Source organism: Rhodococcus sp. HNM0563 (genome assembly GCF_012726195.1).
Classification (GTDB): domain Bacteria; phylum Actinomycetota; class Actinomycetes; order Mycobacteriales; family Mycobacteriaceae; genus Rhodococcus.
The window spans coordinates 1-5,121 of sequence record NZ_JAASAF010000021.1 but is presented as its reverse complement, the minus strand read 5'-3'; the positions used below and the strand labels follow the sequence as shown (position 1 = coordinate 5,121).

General features: G+C 65.4%; 2 protein-coding genes. Both read right to left on the bottom strand.

Translation table 11 applies throughout. The features are described 5' to 3' along the window. A partial coding sequence (locus tag HCA61_RS25740) for an AMP-binding protein (RefSeq protein ID WP_206040607.1) occupies positions 1-531 on the bottom strand: 531 nt, incomplete at its 3' end. 225 nt (positions 532-756) lie between these two features. Then, positions 757-5,121: non-ribosomal peptide synthetase (locus HCA61_RS25735; RefSeq protein ID WP_169691038.1), on the bottom strand; the 4,365-nt coding region annotated here is incomplete at its 5' end.

Genomic DNA, 5,121 nt, shown 5'->3' with positions numbered 1-5,121 from the left:
CGTCCGAACCCGCTCGTCGAACGTCACCGGACCCGACGGCAACACCGCAAGCTCCGACTCGGTCTCGGGATCGTCGAGTGCAATCCAACGCGCCGTCGCCGGCAATGTCGGTTTCGTCTCTCCGAGGGTGAGCCCGAGGACCGCGCCGGAATCCACGGTCATGTGCTCGACGCGGTCGGCAGGGTAGTTCGGGTCAACCGGGACGAACGCGGCACCGGTCTTGGCTACGGCCCAGGTCGCGATGACCGACTCCGGGGAGCGAACGAAGGCGAGCGCGACCACGTCCTCGGGCCCGAGGCCCCGGCCGATCAGCAACCGGGCGAGCTTCGAGGATGCTTCGTCGATCTCCGCGTAGGTCAGCGAGCGAGACTCGTGCACGACCGCGATGGCAGACGGATCTCGTTCCACCGCTGCGGCCAGCAACTGCGGCAGCAACAACGCCCGAGGTTCACGGCGGCGTGCGGGGCGCTGCTTGCTGCGCGCGCGACCGGAGGACGACGGACGCTCCGCGCTGGGATCATCGAGATTCATCCGTGCATTGTCCTCTTGCCCCGTCGCGGGCTCACGCCAGGCGTCATTCACCACTGATTTCCCTCGCACCTACGTCCGACTCCGTCCGGCGGGTTACCGCGCGGTATCGCGCCCCATTAGACCATCGGGCCGCAAATGCTCACGTTACGGGCGAGAAGGACATGCAGGAGTGGGACGCTCCGGCCTCCGGAGCGCCCCACGTCGAGGAATGTCGGTCAGTACAGGTCAGCGAGCTCCTGCGAGCCATCGGTCGAGAACCGGCCCGATGTGAGCAACCGCATCTCGCGAAAGCATCTGCCAGTGCGTCTCCGGAACGAGCTCGGCACTGACGGCGCCGCCGATATAGCGGTGCCAGCTCTCCGCTGCCGAGGTGTTGCGGTCGTTTCCTGCGACGAAGACCAGTAGATCCCCGTCGAAGAGCCGGGGCTGATGCGCCGCCAGCACACGGTACGAGTGACGCGCCCCATCGAATATTCGTTCGATTCGGGTGGGGGTCATGCCGTCGAAAGGCGGCGGCAGAGCTTCGGCCAACTCGACAAGAGCATCCGAGGTGAGATCTGTGATCGGCATACTTGCAGCCGAAGCACCGACATCGATTCCGAGCATGTCGGCGACCGTCGGCGGCGCCTGCTGCGAACTCGTATCCGCATCGAGTTCGGAACCGACCGGATAGGTATCGAGCACCGCAAGCGTCGGGACAGACTCCCCTTGATGTTGCAGCGCTACCGCGACAGCGTGCGCGAGCACGCCGCCCATCGACCAGCCCACCAGGTGGTAAGGGCCGTGCGGTGCGATCTCGCGGATGATCCGCACGTACTCGTCTGCCCAGGCCTCGATGTCAACGGGCAGGTCAGCGCCGTCCTGAAGTGCGGGCGACTGCAGACCGTAGACAGGGCGATCCTCACCGAAGTACCGCGCCAGGCCCGCAAAGCCCCAGGACAACCCCGTGACGGGATGGAAGCAGAACACCGGCGCTCCCGACCCTCCGGTGCGAATCGGGAGTACCGCATCGAAGGCACCGACTGCATCGGAGCGCGGAGCCAGCACTTCGGCGTCGATCCGCCTCGACAGTTCCTCGACTTCGGGATGCAGGAACAACCACGGCAACGGCACCTCGGTGAACAAGTACTCGCGAAGGCGGGCGACGACCTTCACCGCGCTGAGCGATGTGCCTCCGATCTCGAAGAAGTCGTCATCGAGACCCACCTTTCCGTGGATGTCGAGTACGTCCACGAAGGCCGTCGCGACAGCGTTCTCGGTCGAGGTCCGCGGTGCCCGGTACGGTCGTGCGGGCGCCTCGGGTTCCGGGAGCGCCTTCCTGTCGACCTTGCCGTTGATGTTCAAAGGCACCGAGTCGAGCGTCACGAAACCCTGCGGAATCATGTAGGACGGCAGTACACGGGCCAGTTCCGCACGCATCGCAGGAACGTCCAATCGCCCCTCGGCGGGTACGACGAACGCGACGATACGGTCGTCCGACTGCGCAGAGGCCCCCCGCTGTACCGACGCGACGGCCTCACGTATCTGCGGAAGCGAACGCAACGCCACCTCGATCTCACCGAGTTCGATTCGGAATCCTCGAACCTTGACCTGAGAATCAGCGCGATCGAGGTATTCGAGAGTGCCCGAGCCGGCCTCGCGGAACGGTCGCCACCGAACGATGTCACCTGTCCTGTACAGCCTGGTTCCGGGGTCGCCGAACGGGTTCGCGACGAAACGTTCGGTAGTGAGGCCGGGCCGTCCGAGATAGCCGCGGGCAAGCTGTGCGCCCGCGAGGTACAGCTCTCCGGGCACCCCCGGTGGCACGGGATGCAGTCGCTCGTCGAGGACGAACACCTGCGTGTTCGACACGGGCTCGCCGATCGGTACCGAACTCGAAGGTGATTCGCGAACCTCGTGGGCGGTCACCGACACCGCAGCTTCGGTCGGACCGTAGAGATTCACCAATCCGGGTGCGGGATGTGCAAGGGCCCGTTCAGCAGTATCGATCGGCAGTGCTTCGCCGATCGCCAGGACCTGGCGAAGTGTGTCCGGCAATTCACCGCGGGCATCGTCGAGCAGCGCGTCGAGCATCGACGGAACGACATGCAGGGTCGTGACGTTCTCGCGCCGGATCAGGTCATTGAGGTAGGCGGGGTCGCGGTGTCCGTCCGGTGCCGCGATCACGAGTCGTGCACCTGCGGTGAGCGCAGACCAGAATTCCCACACCGAAAGATCGAACGTCGCCGCGGTCTTGAGGAGCACCGCGTCGGACGGCGTGAGCGAGAAGTGTTCACGTTTCCAGACGAGCTGATTGACGATCGCACCGTGCGACACGACAACGCCCTTGGGGCGGCCGGTGGAGCCGGAGGTGAAGATGACGTAGGCGGCGTTGTCGGAGCGCAGGGCTGCGAGCCGGTCGGAGTTTCGGATCGGCCGGCTGTCGTAGGGGTCGAGATCGAGAGAGTCCACCTCGAGAACGAAAGCATCGCCCGGTAGCGCGATCCGATCCCGAGAGGTCGTGAGAACACCCACCGGGGATGCCGTGTCGAGGATGTACTCGATGCGTTCGGCCGGATGGTCGGGGTCCAGTGGCAGATACGCTCCGCCCGCCGCGGACACCGCGTACATCGCGACCACCAGGTCGGCCGAACGGCGTATGGCGAGCACAACCACCGTCTCCGGTCCGACTCCGCGATCGATGAGAAGTCGCGCCAAACGGTTCACACGTGCCGAGAAGTCTCGGTAGGTGATCGTGTCGGCTCCTTCGACAAGGGCCACCGCGTCAGGTGTCGCGCGTGCCTGGTCGTCGAACAGGTCGGGCAGCGTCCGGCCATACCCCACCGCATACTGCTCCGCTTCCCATGCCCGCAGCATGGCTTCGAGTTCCTGCGGGTCGTGCAGGTCGACATCGCCGACGGGTACCGATGCGTCGCCGATCACCGAGGCGAGGATCCGCACGTACCGATCGAGCATCCGCTGCACCGTAGGACGGTCGAAAAGTTCTGTCGCGAAGCCGAACTCGATCTCGAAGCCGCATCGTCCACCACGTGTGCCGTGATCGACGACGGTCACGTGCAGATCGAACCGGACAGATGTGGATGCGGCCTCCAGCGACTCGACCTTCAGCCCGGGCAGCTCGAGGGAATCCACGGTGAAATTCTGGTACGAGAATCCGACCTGGAACACAGGATGCTGCGCGGGCGACCGAATGGGGTCGAGTACCTCGACAAGCCGCTCGAACGGAACGTCAGCGTTGTCGAACGCGGCGAGATCCACCGCCCGCACCTGTTCGAGCAGTTCGACGAACGTGTCCCCGAGTTCCACCGGTGTACGGAGGGCGAGCATGTTGACGAACATCCCGACGACGTCGTCGAGTTCGGGTGTGGATCGTCCAGCGACCGGAGTGCCGACCACCACATCGACGGTGTCCGACAGCCGAGCGAGGAGAACTGCGAGAGCGGCATGCATGACCATGAACGGTGTCGCACCGACTCGACGTGCGAGTTCCGAGATCTCTCGGTACATCTCGGAGTCGAGTGCAGCACGAATTCGGTCTCCCGACGACCCGAGCACGATCGGGCGCGGACGATCGGTGCACAGCTCGAGGGCCCCGGGGATCCCCTCCAAGGTCTCGACCCAGAACGCGAGCTGCCTTCCCGCGACAGACCGCGGATCCTCGTCGGATCCGAGGAACTCGCGCTGCCACAGTGTGTAGTCGGCGTATTGGATGGTCAAGGGATTCCAGTCCGGGCGAGCACCCCCGCTGCGCGCGGTGTACGCGAACACGAGGTCGCGCACGAGCGGCGCAAGCGACGAACCGTCGCCGGCGATGTGATGCAGCACGAGTCCGAGGACATGCTCATCGGGGCCGGTCGCGAGAATGTGTGCGCGCACGGGGACCTGGGTCGTGACATCGAACGCCTCGCCGGCGAGTTCGCCGAGTCGCTGCGGAAGGCGTTCCACATCCACGGTTTCGACGGCCACCTCGAACTCGACATCCGAAGGCTCGAGGATCCGCTGCTCGCCGACACCGTCGATCTCCGGGTAGAGCGTCCGCAGCGTCTCGTGCCTCGCGACGATGTCCCCGAATGCGGCCTGCATCGCAGCTACGTCGAGTTGACCGGAGAGCCTTACCGCGAGGGGAATGTTGTAGAGCGGCGACTGTGGCTCGAGTCGGTTGAGGAACCACATGCGCTGCTGAGCATAGGACAGCGGCAGATGGTCGGGCCGGCCCCGCGGCGCGAGGAGCGACGGTCCGGAGGACGACGAGGAATCCACCCGCGCGGCCAGGGACGCCACCGTCGGCTCGTCGAACAATGCGGCAGCCGAGACGGTGACACTCAGCGCGGATCGGAGGTGGCCCACCACACGCGTCGCGAGCAAGGAGTTTCCGCCGAGATCGAAGAAGTCATCATCCAGACCCACCCGCTCGACACCGAGCACATCCGCGAACACCGCCGCCACCGCGATCTCCGTCGCGGACTCCGGCGCCCGGAACTCCGTGACCAACACACCGGGATCGGGAAGCGCATCGCGGTCGAGTTTCCCAGTGGGCGACAGCGGAATGGTGTCGAGTTCGAGAACGACGGACGGAACCATATGCGAAGG